16 protein-coding genes are annotated in these 18076 nt (G+C 70.8%); 5 read left to right on the forward strand and 11 right to left on the reverse strand.

What is annotated here, in order from left to right; translation table 11 throughout:
* Window positions 1-38: 38 nt before the first annotated feature.
* The 3 genes from RV986_RS24515 to RV986_RS24525 all read right to left on the reverse strand — a co-directional run bounded on the left by RV986_RS24515 (window position 39) and on the right by RV986_RS24525 (window position 3465).
* Complete coding sequence (locus tag RV986_RS24515; protein ID WP_475919451.1) at window positions 39-800, reverse strand: RloB family protein; 762 nt, start codon at window positions 798-800, stop codon at window positions 39-41.
* A complete protein-coding gene (locus tag RV986_RS24520) occupies window positions 800-2071 on the reverse strand; it encodes an AAA family ATPase (protein ID WP_475919452.1) in 1272 nt (423 codons plus the stop codon). Before RV986_RS24520 ends, RV986_RS24515 begins: the two co-directional genes overlap by 1 nt.
* A 110-nt stretch (window positions 2072-2181) precedes the next feature.
* Window positions 2182-3465 carry an adenylosuccinate synthase gene (locus tag RV986_RS24525; RefSeq protein WP_475919453.1) on the reverse strand — a complete coding sequence of 428 codons (1284 nt, stop codon included), beginning with the start codon at window positions 3463-3465 and terminating at the stop codon, window positions 2182-2184.
* Window positions 3466-3656: 191 nt separating this feature from the next.
* On the opposite strand from RV986_RS24525, the gene RV986_RS24530 reads away from it, so the two are divergent.
* Window positions 3657-4613, forward strand: a complete 957-nt coding sequence (locus RV986_RS24530; RefSeq protein WP_475919454.1) for a diacylglycerol kinase — start codon at window positions 3657-3659, stop codon at window positions 4611-4613.
* Window positions 4614-4786: 173 nt separating this feature from the next.
* On the opposite strand, the gene eutC is transcribed toward RV986_RS24530, so the two are convergent.
* Both eutC and eutB read right to left on the reverse strand, forming a co-directional pair.
* Window positions 4787-5584 (reverse strand): ethanolamine ammonia-lyase subunit EutC, encoded by a 798-nt coding sequence (gene eutC / locus RV986_RS24535; protein WP_475919455.1) that lies wholly within the window; start codon window positions 5582-5584, stop codon window positions 4787-4789.
* Window positions 5581-6975 (reverse strand): ethanolamine ammonia-lyase subunit EutB, encoded by a 1395-nt coding sequence (gene eutB / locus RV986_RS24540; RefSeq protein ID WP_475919456.1) that lies wholly within the window; start codon window positions 6973-6975, stop codon window positions 5581-5583. Before eutB ends, eutC begins: the two co-directional genes overlap by 4 nt.
* A gap of 217 nt (window positions 6976-7192) precedes the next feature.
* On the opposite strand from eutB, the gene RV986_RS24545 reads away from it, so the two are divergent.
* Window positions 7193-8713: an APC family permease gene (locus RV986_RS24545; RefSeq protein ID WP_475919457.1), complete on the forward strand. Its 1521-nt coding sequence runs from the start codon at window positions 7193-7195 to the stop codon at window positions 8711-8713.
* A gap of 99 nt (window positions 8714-8812) precedes the next feature.
* Here RV986_RS24545 and RV986_RS24550 read toward each other — a convergent pair whose 3' ends face one another.
* A complete protein-coding gene (locus RV986_RS24550) occupies window positions 8813-9310 on the reverse strand; it encodes a GbsR/MarR family transcriptional regulator (RefSeq protein WP_475919458.1) in 498 nt (165 codons plus the stop codon).
* A 115-nt stretch (window positions 9311-9425) separates the two neighbouring features.
* Between RV986_RS24550 and RV986_RS24555 the strand changes: the two genes are divergently transcribed.
* The 3 genes from RV986_RS24555 (at window position 9426) to RV986_RS24565 (ending at window position 12306) form a co-directional block, all read left to right on the forward strand.
* Entirely contained in the window at window positions 9426-10367 is a 942-nt protein-coding gene (locus RV986_RS24555; RefSeq protein ID WP_475919459.1) for an ABC transporter ATP-binding protein, read from the forward strand.
* Window positions 10364-11992, forward strand: a complete 1629-nt coding sequence (locus tag RV986_RS24560) for an ABC transporter permease (RefSeq protein ID WP_475919460.1) — start codon at window positions 10364-10366, stop codon at window positions 11990-11992. The genes RV986_RS24555 and RV986_RS24560 overlap by 4 nt, the downstream gene beginning before the upstream one ends.
* 80 nt (window positions 11993-12072) lie before the next feature.
* A complete protein-coding gene (locus RV986_RS24565; protein ID WP_475919461.1) occupies window positions 12073-12306 on the forward strand; it encodes a hypothetical protein in 234 nt (77 codons plus the stop codon).
* On the opposite strand, the gene RV986_RS24570 is transcribed toward RV986_RS24565, so the two are convergent.
* The 5 genes from RV986_RS24570 to RV986_RS24590 form a co-directional block, all read right to left on the reverse strand.
* On the reverse strand, window positions 12290-13537 hold the full coding sequence (locus RV986_RS24570) for a cytochrome P450 (RefSeq protein ID WP_475919462.1): 1248 nt from the start codon (window positions 13535-13537) through the stop codon (window positions 12290-12292). The genes RV986_RS24565 and RV986_RS24570 overlap by 17 nt on opposite strands.
* Before the next feature lie 183 nt (window positions 13538-13720).
* A complete protein-coding gene (locus tag RV986_RS24575) occupies window positions 13721-14395 on the reverse strand; it encodes a response regulator (RefSeq protein WP_475919463.1) in 675 nt (224 codons plus the stop codon).
* On the reverse strand, window positions 14392-15726 hold the full coding sequence (locus RV986_RS24580; protein WP_475924411.1) for a sensor histidine kinase: 1335 nt from the start codon (window positions 15724-15726) through the stop codon (window positions 14392-14394). The genes RV986_RS24575 and RV986_RS24580 overlap by 4 nt, the downstream gene beginning before the upstream one ends.
* A 222-nt stretch (window positions 15727-15948) precedes the next feature.
* The gene (locus RV986_RS24585) at window positions 15949-16629 is read right to left on the reverse strand and encodes a response regulator (RefSeq protein ID WP_475919464.1); all 681 of its coding nucleotides are present in this window, start codon (window positions 16627-16629) and stop codon (window positions 15949-15951) included.
* Complete coding sequence (locus RV986_RS24590; RefSeq protein ID WP_475919465.1) at window positions 16626-18074, reverse strand: sensor histidine kinase; 1449 nt, start codon at window positions 18072-18074, stop codon at window positions 16626-16628. The genes RV986_RS24585 and RV986_RS24590 overlap by 4 nt, the downstream gene beginning before the upstream one ends.
* Between the last annotated feature and the right edge of the window lie 2 nt (window positions 18075-18076).

The raw sequence follows: 18076 nt of genomic DNA on the forward strand, positions 1-18076 counted from the left end.
AGTACCGCCGGGCGATGAGCGGCGTACGTCGACGCAGCCTAGTAGCCGCTGAGCAGTAGCCCCTTTTCCACAAAACGCCAAACGTCCGTGTACGGGTCCCAGTCATGTGGATTGGTCGAGGAGTGACCGTTGTTGATCTTCTCCGCGTACCTCTTGGCGACTTCGTAGCGGTGTCCGTCGGCGCTCAGCACCTGTTCCTCGCGCATGTGCTTCGACTGCTGCTCGGAAACAGTGCGGACGCCGCGCCCGTACGTGGCCGCGAATCCGTCACGCGACCGCAGGCGGCTGTTGGCGTCGCCGCAGACCCCGCCGAACGTGCTCGTGTAGTTGGTGTAGTGCAGCAGCCGCCACAGTTCGAAGCAGGGGTGGGAGTACGCAACCCGGACCCCTTCCTTCTCCGCCAGGCGCAGGGCGTCCGGGATGCTCCGGTGGTCGTCGCGGTCGAAGAGCACCCATACCTGGGGCCAGTTCCAGTCCCCCTCCTCGACCCCGCCGGTGACCCGGTACGGCTTAAGCCCCGCAGCCTTGGCCTCCCGCTCGACCTTACGCAGCGTACGGACGGCGTCCTGCACCATCCGGTAGGGCTTGCGGTGCTTCCCCTCCGCGTTCGGGTTCCCGATGTGGTGCTGGACTTTGCGGTCAGGCCTGTCAAGAACGCCGTTCTTGACAATGATGTCGATGTACTCGGGTTCGGTGACCTCGCCCTCGGTGAAGACGTACACCTGACGATCCCGGTGGGCGCGCCCCTTCGTGCCGCTCTTCTTGGGGGTGAGACCGTCCCCTCCCTTTGGCCTCGCCATCAGACCCCTTCCGCCTCCATCCGTGCCGTCTCGTCCGTCCGCAGCAGCCGCCGCCCGATCTGCCCCTCCGACACCTTCGGCACCGCCCCGAAGGAACCCGCGAGATACGAGGCCATCAAGTCCTCATCCTCCGTCGGCTCCCACTCAGCGACCGACGACAGCTCGGTGGCGCCCCGCTCGTCCTTCTCGGTGAGCCAGATCTGCCCCGGCTCCAGAAGCCGTCCACCGCCCGGCGTCCGTAGGAGCGACGGATCATGCCCGGTGAAGACCAGCTGAGCGCCCTTCGGGTTCACCCAGGGGGCCTGGAAGAGACGTACGACTTCCGCCGCGAAACGCGAGTGCAGGCTGGCGTCGAGTTCGTCGACCAGCAGTACGGCACCGGTATCGAGAGCGAGGAGCAACGGGCCGATCAAGGCGAACCAGGAGCGGGTCCCCCATGACTCCGAAGCCCAGTCCAGCGTCACCCGCTCACCGCTGCCCGAGTGAACGAGGCGTACGAGAGGCCGTCCGGACGACGACTGCTCGACCTCGAGGTCGGCAATCCCCAGATCGGCCACGCGCAGCAGCTCCTCGGTACGCTGCCGGAAGTCCTTGCTCCGCAGCAGCCGCATCGCCGTGTAGTCCTCGCGCTGGGCGCGCTCGGTCTCGGGGGTGACGTCCCAGAGGTTGTTCTTGAACCAGTCGAAGACAGGGGTGAGCTGGTCGTGCCCGTCGTTGGCGGCGCGGGTCAGCAGAAGGGCGTCCTGACGGGTGGTACGAGCCAAACGGGTGCGGTCGTGCAGTCGGTCGCCGGGGAAGTCGAAGTCCTTCTCATGGCTGGCGTCCCGTTCGAACCACACTTGGCGGCGGCCCTTGGGATAGGCGTAGAGCCATTCCGCTTCGACTCTCCGCTGTCCCAGCTCGAAGCCGTACGTCCAGCGGACTCCGTCATCGAGGACGAAGTCCGCCTCGTACAACGTCGTCTCGGACGCTGCCTTCGGGTCCAGGGCGAACTCGTCGCGGGGGATGCCGTCGTAGGAGGTCCAGTCGGCGTAGGAACGCAGGACCGCGTGGCGCATGTTCTTCAGTGCTGTGACCACGTTGGACTTGCCGGACGCGTTGGCGCCGAAGATACCGAGAACGGTGTGGACGGAGAGCCGCCGGCCGTCAGAGAGCACCACCTCGCGGGCCACCGCTGGACGGTCTCCCTCGGCAGCCTCCGGTGCGACGAATGACAGTTCCTGCTCGTTACGCAGGGATCGGACGTTCGCCACCCTGAATCTCAGCAGCATCCTGTCTCCTTCATGGCGGACAGACTAGTCACACCGTCCCGGCCACGTCGCCGGGTGCGCGATGGCGGCGGCCGGCACCTCACACCAGGTCAGCCGCCGCCATCGACGGATCAGACGAACGAGTTGATCTCGATCGTCTCGTCGCGGCCCGGGCCGACGCCGATCGCGGAGATCGGGGCGCCGGACATGTCCTCCAGGGCCCTGACGTACGCCTGGGCGTTCGTCGGGAGGTCGGCGAAGGACTTCGCCTTGGTGATGTCCTCGGACCAGCCGGGGAGGTTCTCGTAGACCGGCTTCGCGTGGTGGAAGTCGGTCTGGGAGTACGGGAGTTCCTCGACGCGCTTGCCGTCGATCTCGTACGCCACGCAGACCGGGATCTCCTCCCAGCCGGTCAGGACGTCCAGCTTGGTGAGGAAGAAGTCGGTCAGACCGTTCACGCGGGTCGCGTAGCGGGCGATGACCGCGTCGAACCAGCCACAGCGCCGGTCACGGCCGGTGGTGACACCGCGCTCGCCACCGATGCGGCGCAGCGCGTCGCCGTCCTCGTCGAAGAGCTCGGTCGGGAACGGGCCCGAACCGACGCGGGTCGTGTACGCCTTGAGGATGCCGATGACCCGGCTGATCTTCGTCGGGCCGACGCCCGCGCCGGTGCAGGCGCCGCCGGCGGTCGGGTTCGACGACGTCACGAAGGGGTAGGTGCCGTGGTCGATGTCCAGCAGCGTGCCCTGGCCGCCCTCGAAGAGCACGACCTTGTTCTGCTCCAGCGCCTGGTTCAGGATCAGGACCGTGTCCGCGACGTACGGCTTCAGCCGGTCCGCGTAGCCCAGCAGCTCCTCGACGACCTGGCCGGCCTCGATGGCGCGGCGGTTGTACAACTTGGTGAGCAGCTGGTTCTTGACCTCCAGAGCCGCCTCGACCTTCTGGGTCAGGATCGACTCGTCGTAGAGGTCCTGGATGCGGATGCCGACGCGATTGATCTTGTCCGCGTACGTCGGCCCGATGCCGCGCCCGGTGGTGCCGATCTTCCGCTTCCCGAGGAAGCGTTCCGTCACCTTGTCGACGGTAACGTTGTACGGCGTGATGATGTGAGCGTTTCCGCTGATCAGGAGCTTGGAGGTGTCGACACCGCGCTCGTTCAGTCCGTTCAGCTCGGAGAACAGGACCGACGGGTCGACGACGACTCCGTTGCCGATCACCGGAGTGCACTCAGGCGTGAGGATTCCGGAAGGGAGGAGGTGGAGGGCGTACTTCTGATCGCCCACGACTACCGTGTGGCCGGCGTTGTTGCCGCCCTGGTAGCGCACCACATAGTCCACGGATCCACCGAGCAGGTCGGTGGCCTTTCCCTTGCCTTCGTCACCCCACTGAGCACCGAGCAGCACAAGTGCGGGCACAGGCGTACACCCCTTCCGGGCGGGGCATGTCCAAGGTCGGGGACGTACGCGGCTGGATTTCGCTACGGCTGCGTACGCCGGCGACCTCCATTGGCCGCGACCGTCGGACCGGATGCCCCGGAATAGACGAAGCCCCTGGCGCAATAGCGCAAGGGGCTCTTGCACAAAGATGCTACCCGAGGAAGCGAGGCATGACCGAGGTGGCGGCTTCCGACCAGCTCCTGGTGGTCATCGACCCGGTCGCCCGCCGGACGGACGGCGAGTCTGTACGGATCGCGAAAGACGTGCTCAGCGCGGGTGCGGCGACGAAGGTGTGCCTGCCGGAAGGACCCGAGGAATTTGCCCGGGCGCTGGCCCGCAGAGGGTCCCGGCGGCCGGTCGTGGTGGGCGACGATCGGGCGTTGTTGCGCGCTGTGTCCCTTTTGCACCGGCAGCGGGAGTTGGCCGTGTGCGGGGTGTCGTTGGTGCCGGTGGGCGGTGTGCTGTCGCTGGCGCGGACGCTCGGGGTGCCCGTCGGGGCGGTGGCCGCGGCGCGGGCCGTGCTCGACGGGGTCGAGCGGCGGCTCGACCTGCTCGTCGACGAGAGCGACGGGGTGGTGTTGGGGACGTTGCGAATACCGCCGGTGGGGGTTTCCGACGGGTCGGTCGCCGAAGGGGCCGCGGTGGCGGGCCTCGGGGGTCTCGGGGGTGGTGTCGCCGGGCTCGGCGGGCATGCGTGGCTCCGGACCTGTCAGTCGCTGGTGCGGACGCTCGCGGCGCGGCCGGCGCGGGCGGCCTCCGTGCCCGGGGCCGGAGCCGGGGGCGAGCCCCGGGTCGAGTCCGGGTCCGGGGCGCGGTTCCGTGCCCGGTCCCGGACCCGGTCCGTGCCGTCGCGACTGCGGGTCGAGGTCGACGGGGTCACCCTGGTCGATCTGGATCAGCCGGTGGAGGGGGTGTTCGTGACGCCTGGGGTGTCCGGGGGCGCGGTGGTGGAGGTCCGGCCGGTTTCGGTGGGGGCGGAGGCTACGGCGTTGCGGGTGGTGGGGCGGCGGGTGACCGTGTCCGGGGCGGACTTTCGGTATCGGGCGGATTCGGTGGTGTCGGGGCCGGTGCGGTCGCGGACGTGGACGGTTCGGGAGGGGGGCTGGGGCCTCACACTCCCGTGCTGAGCCGGGCGTTCCTCGCCCCCGCCGCCCCTACCCGTCCCACCCCTGGGGGCTGCCGCCCCCAGACCCCCGCATCGGCCTGAACGGCCTCGTCCTCAAACGCCGGACGGGCTGAGTGGCGCGGGCCTGCGCCCAAGGCTTTCAGGGGCGCGGGGAACTGCGCGACCAGCCCCCACTCACAGTGTCGGGGCCGATTCGTCCTTCAGGGCCACGCCGGTGCGGCCCAGTTGCCGGGCCCTGCGCATCAGCGCGGCCAACTTCGTGGCCGCCACGGCATGGGACAGGCCGAGCGGCGGCCGGATGTTGGAGAGGCAGTTGCGGTCCGCGTCCGTGGTGTGGCCGGGGCGCGGTGCGTACGTCAGGTACGCGCCCAGCGAGTCCGCGGCGGACATCCCGGGCCGCTCCCCGATGAGGACGACGGCCATGCCGGCCCCCAGCGCATGCGCGACATCGTCGCCTAGAGCCACCCTGGCCTGCTCGGCGAGCACGACCGGGGCGATGCGCCAGTCGGAGGGAAGCCGTTCCGTCGTCGCGCGCACCACCGCCGCCGCGTGCTCGTGCACCGCCCGGCTCGACAGCCCGTCGGCGACCACGAACACCACGTCCCAGCCGTCGCGGGGCAGATGCGCACGGTCCAGGTCGTGGAGTGTGCGGCCGAGATCGGGGCGCTGAAGGTAGGTGAGCCGGTCGGGGGCGGCGCTGCGCACCCGTATCGTCGGCACATCCGTCAGCGCGGACGCCACCACGTCCGGGTCGAACGGCGAGTGCACCGCGTCCCGCGCGGCGGCGTGCGCCGCCTGCAGTTCGAGCCGGTGTCGGGTGGGCAGCGCCGAACCGGCCCGCCCGAGTCCGATCCGGGCCTGGGTGTGCCGCCGCAGGGAGTCCCAGAGCGCGCTGTCCGGGTCTGCCGGCGGGGTTGCGGCCGGCGTGGCGGGTGACTCGCCTTTCACCACTGCAAGTTGACGTTCCGTCATGCCGCCAGCCCTCGCCCGATCGCCGTCAGCGGATGCCCCGTACCGGCCACATCCCGTATCCCGCCCCCGTCGTCCAGGAGTCCGCTCCGCTCCAGCCACGCCTCGAACTCCGGCGCCGGGCGCAGCCCGAGCACCTCGCGCAGGTACAACGCGTCGTGGTACGAGGCGGATTGGTAGTTGAGCATGATGTCGTCGCCGCCGGGGGTGCAGATCACGAAGGAGGCGCCGGCGACGCCCAGCATCGTGAGCATCGTGGCGATGTCGTCGTCATCGGCGTCGGCGTGGTTGGTGTAGCAGATGTCGAGGCCCATGGGCAGGCCGAGGAGTTTGCCGCAGAAGTGGTCCTCCAGGGCGGCGCGGAGGATCTGGCGGCCGTCGTAGAGGTACTCGGGACCGATGAAGCCGACCACCGTGTTCACGAGCAGCGGGTCGTAGCGGCGGGCGACCGCGTACGCCCGTGCCTCCACCGTCTGCTGGTCCACCCCGTGGTGCGCGTCGGCGGACAGCGCGCTGCCCTGCCCCGTCTCGAAGTACAGGGCGTTGGAGCCGACCGTGCCCCGGGCCAGCGAGCGCACCGCCTCGTACGCCTCGTCCAGGAGTCCCAGCGTGACGCCGAACGACGCGTTCGCGGCCTGCGTACCGGCGATGGACTGGAAGACGAGGTCCACGGGGGCGCCGCGTTCCATCAGGTCGACGCTGGTGGTGACATGGCACAGGACGCAGGACTGGGTGGGGATGGAGTAGCGGTCGATCACTCCGTCCAGGAGGTCCAGCAGGTCCCGTACCGCCTGGGGACTGTCCGTGGCCGGGTTGATGCCGATCACCGCGTCGCCGGAGCCGAGGAGCAGTCCGTCCAGCAGGGCCGCCGCCACGCCCGCGGGGTCGTCGGTGGGGTGGTTGGGCTGGAGGCGGGTGGCCAGGCGGCCCGGGAGGCCGATCGTGGAGCGGAAGGCGGTGACCACCCGCACCTTGCGGGCGACCGCCACCAGGTCCGCGTTGCCCATCAGTTTGGAGACCGCGGCCACCATCTCCGGTGTCAGACCGGGGGCCAGGGCGGCGAGCGCCGTCGCGTCCGCCGCGGCGGACAGCAGCCACTCGCGGAACTCCCCGACCGTCAGTCCCGCCACCGGTGCAAAGGCGACGGCGTCATGGCCGTCCATGATGAGCCGGGTCACGTCGTCGTCCTCGTAGGGGATCACCGGTTCGGCGAGGAACCGCGTGAGCGGGACCTCGGCCAGCGCCCAGCGCGCGGCGACGCGCGCCTGCGCCGACTCGGCGGCGAGCCCGGCGAGTCGGTCGCCGGACCGCTCGGGGCTCGCGGCGGCGAGCAGCCGCGCGAGACCGGCGAAGGAGTGCGTCCGGCCGCCGAGGGTGGCGGTGTAGGTGCTCATGTCCGGGACCGTACGGAGGGGCGCCGGGCACGGTCCACGATCCGGCGGAGAGTTAACAAGGACGTTCGCTCCACCCGGACCTCTAATGGTCTGGTGACACATATTTAACGCCCGGACCGGTGACAGGACTCATTTCTCATGCAGCATTCCGGTCCGTAATCCACTCCGTCCGCACCCAGGGTGCGGACGGCGAGCAACCACGGGAAGGGGCCACTCGATGGCAGTGCAAGAGGGCGTGGTCCCTGAGTCGGCGGGTGCGCCGGAGACCTCCGGCGGGACTGTTCACCGGCTCAAGCCGAACGCGATCGGCCTGCTCGGCGTGGTCTTCATGGCCGTCGCCACCGCCGCGCCGATCACCGCCATGACCGGCAATGTGCCCTTCATGGTCTCCGCGGGCAACGGCATCGGCGCCCCGGCGAGCTATCTCGTCGCAATGGTCGTCCTGGCAATCTTTGCGGTCGGCTTCACCTCGATGGCGAAGCACATCACCTCCACCGGCGCGTTCTACGGCTTCATCTCGTACGGTCTCGGCCGCACCGCCGGGCTCGCCTCGGGACTCCTGGCGACCTTCGCGTACGTCGTCTTCGAACCGGCCCTGATCGGCATCTTCTCGACCTTCGCCACCGGCACCCTCAAGGACCAGACGGGACTGGACGTGCCGTGGTGGGCGTTCGCGATCCTGATGCTCGCCGTCAACGCCACGGGTACCTGGTTCGGGGTGTCCGTCGCCGAGAAGCTGCTGGTCGTCCTGCTCGCCACCGAGGTCACCGTCCTCGCCGCGATGGCGATCTCCGTCGCCCTGCACGGCGGCGGCCCGCACGGCTTCACCTTCGGCCCGGTCAACCCGGTCAACGCCTTCAAGGGCACCAGCGCCGGGCTCGGCCTCTTCTTCGCCTTCTGGTCGTGGGTCGGCTTCGAGTCGACCGCGATGTACGGCGAGGAGTCCCGCGACCCGAAGAAGATCATCCCCAAGGCGACCATGATCTCCGTCCTGGGCGTCGGCGTCTTCTACGTCTTCGTCTCCTGGATGGCCATCATCGGCAACGGCGAGACGGAGGCCGTACAGGCCGCGTCCTCCGCGAACCCGCTCGCCCTGTTCTTCAACCCCACCGAGCACTACGTCGGCCACTGGGCCGTCGACGTCATGCAGTGGCTGATGATCACCGGCTCGCTGGCCTGCGGCATGGCCTTCCACAACTGCGCCGCCCGCTACATGTACGCGCTGGGCCGTGAGGGCGTACTGCCGTCGCTCCAGCGGACCATCGGCCGCACCCACCCCGAGCACGGCTCCCCGCACATCGCGGGCCTCGTCCAGACGGTCGTCAGCGCCGTCCTGATCGGCGCGTTCTGGATCGCCGGCAAGGACCCGTACACCGGCACCTACGTCCTGCTCGCGATCCTCGGCACGATGGCCATCCTGGTGGTGCAGGCGGTGTGCTCCTTCGCGGTGCTGGCGTACTTCCGCAGGAACCACCCGGAGAGCAGGCACTGGTTCAGGACCTTCACCGCCCCGCTGATCGGCGGCCTCGCCATGCTCGGCGTGGTCGTCCTGCTGGTGTCCAACATGGGCGCCGCGGCCGGTACCGAGTCCGGCTCCCTGGTGCTGAAGGCGACCCCCTGGATCGTCGCCCTGATCGCGGTGGGCGGCGTGGCGTACGCGACGTATCTCAAGCGCCGGGCGCCGCAGCGGTACGCGCTGCTCGGGCGGACGGTGCTGGAGGAGACCAAGGAACGGTGACGGCGGCGCCCCGCGAGGGGCGCGGGGAACCGCGCGACCGGCCACGGCGGTCCCGCGGTTCCCCACTCCGCGCGTCCGCCCCGGCCCCGAGGCGGCGCCTCACCCGTCGCCGAACACCTTCTCCCGGTGCACCCGCCAGCGCTCCATCATCTCGGCGATCTCGCCGTCGACGAACTCGAAGAAGGCGAGGGTCTCGGCGAGACGGCGGCCCGCGGGGGTTTCGCGACCCAGGCTCTCGACACCCTCGCGCAGGGCGTACTCCCAGCGCTTGAGGACCGCCTCGCGGTTGGTGAGCGCCTCGTACCACTGGTTGCTGTGCACGCGATAGCGCTCGCGGCGGGAACCCGGTTCGCGCTCGCGCGAGACCATGTGCTGCTGAGCGAGGTAGCGCACGGCGCCGGAGACGGCGGCGGGGCTGATCCGCAGCCGCTCACCGAGTTCGGCGGAGGTCAGGGTGCCGGTGTCGGAGGCGAGCAGCGCCCCGAAGACCCGGGCCGGCATCCGCTGCATCCCGGCCTCGACGAGCTGTGCCGCGAAGCTCTCGACGAACTTGGAGACCGCCTGCGCGTCCCGCGCCGCCCCGATGGGTTCGGTCATCGCTCGATCATCTCCCCTGCCCTCTCCCCCGCCCGCGCACCGGCCTCAAGTGTATCCGGGGTTTATATATTTCCTTAACTTCACAACTTTGTGAAAGTAGCGTAGGTTCTGAAGCATGACGAAGGGCACGACCAAAGGCACGACCAAGGCAATCACCGTCTCCGGACTGCACAAGTCGTTCGGCCGCACCCACGCGCTGGACGGCCTCGACCTGGACGTCGAAGCCGGTGAGGTGCACGGCTTCCTCGGCCCCAACGGCGCCGGGAAATCCACCGCCATCCGGGTCCTGCTGGGCCTGCTGCGCGCCGACGCGGGCGCGGCACAACTGCTGGGCGGGGACCCCTGGGCGGACGCGGTGGAACTGCACCGCCGGGTCGCCTACGTGCCCGGTGATGTGACCCTGTGGCGCAACCTCTCCGGCGGCGAGGTCATCGACCTGTACGGAAGGCTGCGCGGCGGGCTCGACCGGACGCGGCGCGCCGAGCTGGTCGAACGGTTCGAGCTCGACCCCACCAAGAAGGGGCGCACCTACTCCAAGGGCAACCGGCAGAAGGTCGCCCTCGTCGCCGCCTTCGCCTCCGACGTCGACCTGCTGATCCTGGACGAGCCGACCTCCGGCCTCGACCCGCTGATGGAGGAGGTCTTCCAGCGGTGCGTCGAGGAGGAGCGCGACCGGGGCCGGACCGTCCTGCTCTCCTCGCACATCCTCAGCGAGGTGGAGGAGCTGTGCGACCGCGTCAGCATCATCCGCAAGGGCCGGACCGTCGAGAGCGGCACGCTCGCCGACCTGCGCCACCTCACCCGTACCAGCGTCACCGCCGAACTCGCGGGCCCGCCGAACGGACTGGCCCACCTGCCCGGCGTGCACGACGTCGACGTCCAGGGCCACCGGGTCAAACTCCAGGTCGACACCGACAAGATCGACGCCGTACTGCGCTCCCTCACCGAGTCGGGCGTACGGTCGCTGACCTCGACGCCGCCGACCCTGGAGGAACTCTTCCTGCGGCACTACCAGGACGACGTCCCCACGAACGGCGAAGGGGCGGTGGCGCGATGACCGCCGCGACCTCTGCCGTACGGGGCGGGGCACGGAGCGGGGTACGGGCCGGGGGCTCCCGTCGACTCGCCGGAACCGGCACGCTGTTGCGGTTCTTCCTGCGCCGCGACCGGCTGATGACACCGCTCTGGGTCGGCGTGATCGGGCTGATGGTCCTCTCCATGCCGAACTCCCTGAACACCATCTACAGCACCCCCGCCGAACGCGCCGACATCGCCCGCCAGATGCTCACCAGCAGCTCGCTGCGCGCCACGTACGGGCCGGTGTTCGACGACTCGCTCGGCGGACTCACCGCCTGGCGCATCGGCGGCTACGCCGGTCTGTTCGCCGGGATCATGAGCCTGCTCGTCGTCGTACGGCACACCCGCGAGGAGGAGGAGAGCGGGCGGCAGGAACTCCTCTCGTCGGCGATGGTGGGGCGCCGGGCCCCGCTGACGGCGGCGCTGCTGGCGGCCCTCGTCGCCAACGGCGTCCTCGCGCTGCTCATCGCGGGCGGGCTGGCCGGCCGGGGCTCGGCGGGCGCGGTGGCGCTGGGGCTCGGGGTCGGAGGCGCCGGCCTGGTCTTCGCCACCCTGGCGGCGATCGTCGCCCAGCTGACCGAGAGCGCGCGGCTCGCGAAGGGGCTGACGGGCGGGCTGCTCGGTGCGGCGTTCGTCCTGCGGGCGGCGGGGGACTCGTCGACGAACGACGGTTCGTCCGTGCTGACCTGGGTGTCGCCCCTGGGCTGGCTGGAGAACGAACGCTCCTTCGCGCAGGAGCGGTGGTGGGTGCTGCTGCTGTTCGTCGCCGCCGTGGTGGTCCAGGGCTCGGTCGCCTACGGGCTCGCCGGGCGGCGGGACGTCGGGATGAGCTTCCTGCCGACGCGGCCGGGGCCCGCGGAGGGGCGGCTGGGGTCGGCCGGTGCGCTGGCCCGGCGGCTGCAGCGGGGCGCCGTGCTGGGCTGGAGCCTCGGGTTCCTCGCCGCCGGGGCCGCGTTCGGCGGGATCACGAAGGGCGCGTCCGACCTGGTCGGCACCAATGACAAGACCCGCCGGATCATCGAGCGGATGGGTGGGCAGTCCGGGATCACCGACGCGTTCCTCGCGACGATGGTCGGCATGCTCGGCATGGTCGCCGCGCTGTATGTCGTCTCGTCGGTGCTGCGGTTGCACGGTGAGGAGACCTCGCAGCGCGCGGAACCGGTGCTGGCGAACGCGGTGGGGCGGCTGCGGTGGGCGGCCGGTCATCTGGTCGTCGCCTTCGGCGGGACGGTGCTGATCATGGTGCTGGGGGGACTCGGTCTCGGACTGGGGTACGGCCATGAGCTCGGGGCCGTCCTCGGGGCCTGCCTCGTCCAGATCCCGGCCGTCTGGACGCTGGGCGGCCTGGCGGTCCTGCTCTACGGTGTCTCCCCCCGCCTCGCGCCCGGCGCCTGGGGGGCCGCCGGACTCGCCCTCCTCCTGGGCTGGATCGGCCCCGCCCTGAACGTGCCCCAGGGCGCCATGGACCTCTCCCCCTTCGGCCACCTCCCCAAGCTGCCCGGCGGTGACATGGCGTGGCCGCCGGTACTGATCCTCACGGCGATCGCGCTGACCCTGACGGCCACGGGCCTTGCGGCGTTGCGGCGGCGGGACATGAGCACCTGACGCTGGACGTGAACACCTGACGGTGGGCACATGTGCGTGGTGGGGCGGTCCGGGAACCCCGGGCCGCCCCACCGACGTCCATGACGGACATGGGACAACGGATGCAGGCCGCCGGCGGATGTCTGATCGCCGTCGTCGGCTCGGGAGCGGGGCTGGCGGTCTGGACCGTCGGCTTCCGTCAACGGTTCAGCCGGTTCGAGCAGGGACCCGACTGGAGCGTGCTCTACGCCGAGCTGCCCCTCCTGGTCCTCGGTGGGACGGCCGCCGCCCTGGGGCTCTGGGCCCTCGGCCGACGGGTCAGAGCGCGACGCTGAGCCCCTCAAGACCGCGGATCACGAAGTTCGGCTTGCGGGTCGGCTCCGCGGCGAGGTGGAGCGTGGGGGCGCGGTCCAGCAACGCGGCCAGGGAGGCGGACAGTTCCATACGGGCCAGCGGCGCCCCGATGCAGTAGTGGATGCCCGCGCTGAAGGAGATGTGGGGGTTGTCGGCGCGGGAGAGATCCAGCCGCTCCGGAGCCTTGAACACCTCGGGGTCATGGTTGGCGGACCCGAAGAGCAGGGCGATCTCCGCACCGCGCGGGACGGTCGTACCGTCGATCTCGATCTCGTCGAGAACCCAGCGCTCGAAGAGCTGGAGCGGGGTGTCGTAACGCATCAGCTCCTCCACGGCCGTGGGGACCAGCGAGCGGTCGGCGCGCAGGGCGGCCAGCTGGTCGGGGTGGCGGAGCAGCGCCCACCAGCCGTTCACCGTGGCGTTCACCGTCGCCTCGTGCCCCGCGTTCAGCAGCAGCACACAGGTGGAGATCATCTCCTGCTCGGTGAGCCGGTCGCCCTCGTCGTGCGCCGCGATGAGGCCCGAGATCAGGTCCTCGCCCGGTTCCTCGCGCCGCCTCGCGATCAGCTCGCGGAGGTACGCGGTGAACTCCACGGACGCCCGGACCGCCTTCGTCGCCGTCTCCTCGGAAGGGTTCAGCTCGTACATGCCGCAGATGTCCGCCGACCACGGCCGCAGCGGCGCCCGGTCGGACTCCGGGATGCCCAGCATCTCGGCGATCACCGCCACCGGGAGCGGCTCGGCGACATCCGTGAGCAGATCACCGCCGCCCGCCGCCACCAGGCCGTCGACCAGCTCGTTCGCCAGCCGGTCCACATACGGCCGCAGCCGCTCGACCGTGCGCGGGGTGAACGCCTTGGAGACCAGCCGTCGGATCCGCGTGTGGTCCGGCGGCTCCAGGTCCAGCATCCCGTGGTCGTTGAGCACATGGAACGGCTCGTGCTCGGGCGGAGGCGCCGTCCGCCCGAAGTCCTCGTGCGTGAAACGGTGCTGGTACGTCCGGCCCAGACGCCGGTCCCGCAGCAGCGCCGACACATCCGCGTGGTGCGGGACCAGCCACTGGTCGGTGGGCTCGTAGTGGACCACCCGACCACGCTCGCGCAGCTCCGCGTACGCGGGGTACGGATTCGCCACGAACTCCGGGTTCCAGGGATCGAAGGCCGACGGGGGCTGCGAGATGTGCGCGGTGTGCGCGGTGTGCGAGGCTGCCATGGGCGGACGCTAACCCGACTCGGGCCCGCTGAACAGGGGTGTCTCGGCGGCCGGGCCGCCGGCAAGGACCCCCGTACCCTGCCGTCGGCCCGGCTGGCGGCCCGGCTGGCGGCCCGGCTGGCGGCCCGGCTGTCGGTCCGGCTTCCGCGCTCCCCGTTCAGCCGGTCACCTGGGCCACCCGGGTCACCTGGGCGTGATCAGCCGCGCCTCGTAGGCGAACACCGCCGCCTGCGTACGGTCCCGCAGGCCCAGCTTCACCAGGATGCGGCTCACATGGGTCTTGATCGTGGACTCGGCGACGAACAGCCGCGAGGCGATCTCCGCGTTCGACAGGCCCTGGGCGATCAGGACCAGCACCTCCGTCTCGCGCTCGGTCAGGTCGCCGTGGGCCGCCTGTGCCGTGGCCGACAGCCTCGGCGCATCCGCCAGCTTGGAGAACTCGGTGATCAGCCGCTTGGTGACGGACGGCGCGAGCAGCGCCTCCCCGGCCGCCACCACCCTCACCCCGTCGGCGAGCCGACGCGCGGAAGCGTCCTTGAGCAGGAACCCGGAGGCCCCCGCGCGCAGCGCCTGGTACACGTACTCGTCGAGGTCGAACGTCGTCAGGACCAGCACCTTCGCGGCACTGTCCGCGGTGACGATCTCCCGGGTCGCCTCGATGCCGTTCATCTCCGGCATCCGGATGTCCATCAGCACGACGTCCGGGCCGAGTTCACGGACCCGCTCGACCGCGTCCCGGCCGTTGACCGCCTCGCCGACCACCTCGATGTCCGGCATCGCGCCGAGCAGCACCGAGAAGCCCTCGCGGACCATCACCTGGTCATCGGCTATCAGGACGCGGATGGTGCCGTTCGTCATCCGGTCTCCTCCCCCGCCGGCAGCGGCACCGGCAGAAACACCGCCACCTCGTATCCCCCGTCGTCCGTCTCGCCCGCCGTCATCTCTCCGTCCAGCATCGTGACCCGCTCGCGCATACCGGTGATGCCGTGCCCCGCTCCATGGGTGGACTTCACCAGCGTGGTGACCGGCGAGGGGTCGTTGACTATGCGCAGGCCGAGCCCGCCGAGGACGTAGCCGATCTCCACCCGGGCTGTCGCGCCGGGTGCGTGCCGCAGGGTGTTGCTGAGCGCCTCCTGCACTATCCGGTACGCCGACAGCTCGACGCCCTGCGGGAGTGCGCGCACCGCGCCCGTGACCGCCTTCTGCACGCTCAGGCCCGCGTCCCGCACATTGGCCAGGAGCGCGTCGAGGTCGGCGAGGGTGGGCTGCGGGGCGTCCGGAGCCTCGTAGTCCGCGGCCCGGACGACACCGAGGACACGGCGCAGCTCGGTGAGCGCCGCCACCGCGTTCTCCCGGATCGTGACGAAGGCCTGCTCCAGCTCGGGCGGCGGGTTCTCCACCCGGTAGGGGGCGGCCTCCGCCTGGATGGCGACGACCGACATGTGGTGGGCGACCACGTCGTGCAGCTCCCGGGCGATCGTGGTGCGCTCCTCCAGGAGGGTGCGCTTGGAGCGCTCCTGCGCGGTCTCCGACTGGTGGGCGGTCACCTCCTGCTCGGCCTCACGGCGTATGTGCAGGACGGTGACGACCAGGAGGGACAGGGCGGAGAGGAACAGCAGCGGCACCGTGTTCGTCTCGAAGTGAGCGGCGCCCAGGGCGCTGTCGACCACGAATCCGTACACCGCCGTGAGCGTCCACATCCAGGCGGCGGTGCGCGGCCTGGTCCGCAGCGCCACGACCGTCAGCACCGTCACATGGGTGGCGAAGCTGCCGGCAGCCCAGGGCCAGTTGCTCGAGGAGTCGCCCAGCACGCCGGCGAACGGGGTCGCGGCCATGGAGAACCAGAAGGCACCGACCGGCCGGATCAGCGTCAGCAGCACCGGGAACAGCGCGAGGAGACCACACAGCAGGGTGCCGACATCGCTGCTGTCGGCGGAGGAGCACACCGTCGCCAGCAGACCGGCCGCCACGACCGCCGCGTGCGGGGTCCAGGCCGCGTGCTCCCGCAGCCCCTCGGGCAGGCGCCGGGTCAGCGGGCCGTCCACCCGCATCCGCGGCAGCGGACGGTAGGCGAAGGCGTCGTGGAAAAGGTCCTGCCGCAGCCCTCGCAGGGCGTCCGCGGCCAGCCGGAACTCCGGGCTGCGCGGCTTGGCCCCGCCCGGCGGCGTCATCTGCGTCATGTGCGTCATCTGCGTCTGGGTCGTCTCGGTCACGTTCAAAACGGTAGGCCGCCTGCCGGGTCGCGGTCGTCACCAGTGAGAAGGGTCCTCCGGGATCCGTCTCAGGTACTACGGGTATCCCCCGGAGGGATCCGGGGTGGGGTCGCGGAGAGGTCCGGGGTGGGGTCGCGGAGAGGTCGGGGAGGGTTCGGGAACGCCCCGGGAAAGATCAGGAGAGGGGATCCAGGAAGGTCAATAGCCGGACGGCCGCACCAGTCCCGACTCGTAGGCGAAGACCGCGGCCTGGGTACGGTCGCGCAGGCCCAGCTTCACCAGGATGCGGCCCACATGGGTCTTCACGGTCTGCTCGGCGACGACGAGGCGCTCGGCGATCTCCGCGTTCGACAGGCCCTGCGCGATCAGTGCGAGCACCTCCGTCTCGCGCTCGGTCAGCTCGCCCACCCGCTGCTTGAGCGGGGCGCGGGGCGTGGAGTCCAGCCGGGAGAACTCGGCGATGACACGGCGCGTGATCCCCGGGGCGAGCAGCGCGTCGCCCGCCGCCACCACCCGCACCGCCTCGGCGAGCTGGTCCGCGGAGGCGTCCTTGAGCAGGAACCCGGAGGCTCCCGCGCGTAGCGCTTCGTACACGTACTCGTCGAGGTCGAAGGTGGTGAGCACCAGCACCTTGATGTGGGGCGTCTCGCAGGTGATGCGTCTCGTCGCCTCGATGCCGCCGAGCTCGGGCATGCGGATGTCCATCAGGACGACGTCCGGGGCGAACTCCGCGACCTTGGCCACCGCGTCCAGGCCGTCCACCGCCTGGCCGACCACCTCGATGTCCGGCTGGGTGTTGAGCAGCACGGTGAAGCCCTGGCGGACCATCTGCTGGTCATCGGCGATCAGTACGCGGATGGTGCCGCTCGCGCTCGTCATGGGGTCTTTTCTCCTGTCGGGCCTGCGGAGTCGTCGTCGGGGGAATCGTCGGAGGAGTAGTCGGGTGAGTAGTCGGGTGAGTGGTCGGAGGAGTAGTCGGAGGAGTAGTCGTGCGGGACGGCGACGCCGTTGCGGGGCAGGAAGGCCGCCACCACGAAGCCGCCGTGCGAGGTCTCGGAGGTCACCAGGGTGCCGCCCAGCATCGCGGCGCGCTCCCGCATACCGAGCAGACCGTGCCCCGCGCCCGGAGACGGTGGGGCGGGGCGCACGGGTCTGGAGTTGATCACCCGTACCTGAAGACCGCGCGGGAAGTGCCACAGCTCGACACGGACCACCGAACCGGGCGCGTGCCGCAGGGCGTTGCTCAGCGCCTCCTGGACGATCCGGTACGCGGACAGCTCCACGCCGGGCGCCAGCGGGAGCTGCTCGCCGGTGATCTCCGTGGTCACCTCAAGACCGGCGGCGCGGGTGTTCTCGACAAGGGCGTCGATACGGTCCAGCGTGGGCTGCGGGGAGTTGGGGGCGGCACCGGTGCCGGCACCGAGGCCGTACGGGTCGTCGGGGTTCTCGGAGCGCAGTACGTCGAGGACGCGGCGCAGCTCGGTCAGCGCCTCCAGGGCGTTCTGCCGGATGCCCGCGAGGTTCTCCTTCAGCTCCTCGGAAGGGTTTTCGACCAGGTGCGGGGCGACCTGGGCCTGGATGGAGATCACCGACATGTGGTGGGCGACCACGTCGTGCAGCTCGCGCGCGATCCGGCTGCGCTCCTCCAGGAGCGTGCGGTGGGCGCGCTCCTCCTCGGTCCGCGTCGCCTGCGCGACGAGCTGGGTGCGGGCCTCGCGGCGGCCGCGCAGCGCTATGCCGAGGAGAACGACCGCGGCGAAGACGACGACGGCCAGCATCCCCGTCTGACGGTAGGCCTGTCCCCCGAGCAGGCCTTGCACGACGTACGTCACCAGAGCGGTCACGGACAGCGCGCCGACGGCCACCCGCGTGGGCATCCGCAGGGCGAGGAGGAAGAGCACGAAGGCGTGCGCGGTCAGCGCCGGCGAGCCCCACGGCCAGTCGGGGCCCGGGGCCGGAATGCCCGCCGCCATGGGCGGCCTGGACTCGGCCGCGGCCGCGGTCAGCACCGTGGCACCGAGCGACAGCCACCAGGCCGGCACCGGCCGCCACAGGGCCAGGACGACCGCCGCCCCCTGCGCGAGGCCCGTCAGCACGCCCAGCGGGAAGCCGAGTCGGTAGGTGTCGTTCATCTCGGCCACGCCCGCGAGCCCGACGGCGAGGGAGATCAAGCACAGCACGACGTGCGGCAGCCGGCGCAGCCATCGGGGCCGGGAGAGCGGCGGCAGCGGGGCGGCGGCGGGTGACGTGAGGTCGGCGAGGACCTCACGCAGAAGCCTGCGTGTGCGATCGGTGTACGAGTCCCCGGGCTCGGCGCTGGTCACCC

This window comes from Streptomyces sp. RLA012, from assembly GCF_056270325.1.

Bases quoted from the DNA above. Each gene is read 5' to 3' on its own strand.
- RV986_RS24515 (WP_475919451.1), bottom strand. From the start codon at position 800: ATGGCGAGGCCAAAGGGAGGGGACGGTCTCACCCCCAAGAAGAGCGGC.
- RV986_RS24520 (WP_475919452.1), bottom strand. From the start codon at position 2,071: ATGCTGCTGAGATTCAGGGTGGCGAACGTCCGATCCCTGCGTAACGAG.
- RV986_RS24530 (WP_475919454.1), top strand. From the start codon at position 3,657: ATGACCGAGGTGGCGGCTTCCGACCAGCTCCTGGTGGTCATCGACCCG.
- eutC (WP_475919455.1), bottom strand. From the start codon at position 5,584: ATGACGGAACGTCAACTTGCAGTGGTGAAAGGCGAGTCACCCGCCACG.
- eutB (WP_475919456.1), bottom strand. From the start codon at position 6,975: ATGAGCACCTACACCGCCACCCTCGGCGGCCGGACGCACTCCTTCGCC.
- RV986_RS24545 (WP_475919457.1), top strand. From the start codon at position 7,193: ATGGCAGTGCAAGAGGGCGTGGTCCCTGAGTCGGCGGGTGCGCCGGAG.
- RV986_RS24550 (WP_475919458.1), bottom strand. From the start codon at position 9,310: ATGACCGAACCCATCGGGGCGGCGCGGGACGCGCAGGCGGTCTCCAAG.
- RV986_RS24555 (WP_475919459.1), top strand. From the start codon at position 9,426: ATGACGAAGGGCACGACCAAAGGCACGACCAAGGCAATCACCGTCTCC.
- RV986_RS24560 (WP_475919460.1), top strand. From the start codon at position 10,364: ATGACCGCCGCGACCTCTGCCGTACGGGGCGGGGCACGGAGCGGGGTA.
- RV986_RS24565 (WP_475919461.1), top strand. From the start codon at position 12,073: ATGACGGACATGGGACAACGGATGCAGGCCGCCGGCGGATGTCTGATC.
- RV986_RS24570 (WP_475919462.1), bottom strand. From the start codon at position 13,537: ATGGCAGCCTCGCACACCGCGCACACCGCGCACATCTCGCAGCCCCCG.
- RV986_RS24575 (WP_475919463.1), bottom strand. From the start codon at position 14,395: ATGACGAACGGCACCATCCGCGTCCTGATAGCCGATGACCAGGTGATG.
- RV986_RS24580 (WP_475924411.1), bottom strand. From the start codon at position 15,726: ATGACGCACATGACGCAGATGACGCCGCCGGGCGGGGCCAAGCCGCGC.
- RV986_RS24585 (WP_475919464.1), bottom strand. From the start codon at position 16,629: ATGACGAGCGCGAGCGGCACCATCCGCGTACTGATCGCCGATGACCAG.